Here is a 384-nt window from a genome sequence, read left to right as displayed (position 1 = left end):
ATACGTGCCTGCCTGGATCCGCACCCTGGCCCGTCCCGTGGTGCGCTTGTTCGCCTGGCTGATCAGCTATGTGCCGCGTTTTGCCAAGGCCTCACCCCTTTCCTCTACTTCTCGATCGGTATGCGCACCATGAGTCGCTATTTCAGTTTCACGTTGCTGGGCCTGTTGTCGCTGGCTATCGGTTGTGCTCAGGCGCAGCCCCTCAAGGAGCAACCCCCCAAGGCGCCAGCGCTGGTCGTGGCCCCACTCGTGGATTCGCCCGAGGTGAGCCTTGCGCCGACCTGGGACGTCAAGCGCACGTTCGAACAGTTGGGGCGGGCTTCTGACAGCCTGTTGCGTGGCACCCACACCACCGATCAGTTCGAGTTCACTCTGCGCCGCGAC

Annotated in this window: 1 protein-coding gene; it reads left to right on the top strand. The window is 63.0% G+C overall.

Features of this window, described 5'->3' with window-relative positions; genetic code table 11:
• Positions 1-129 precede the first annotated feature (129 nt).
• Positions 130-384: hypothetical protein (locus AC3XQU_RS23190; RefSeq protein ID WP_489876508.1), on the top strand; the 255-nt coding region annotated here is incomplete at its 3' end.

The organism is Telluria sp. AZSoR62, assembly GCF_058111565.1.
This window is presented reverse-complemented; position numbering and strand designations above follow the sequence as displayed.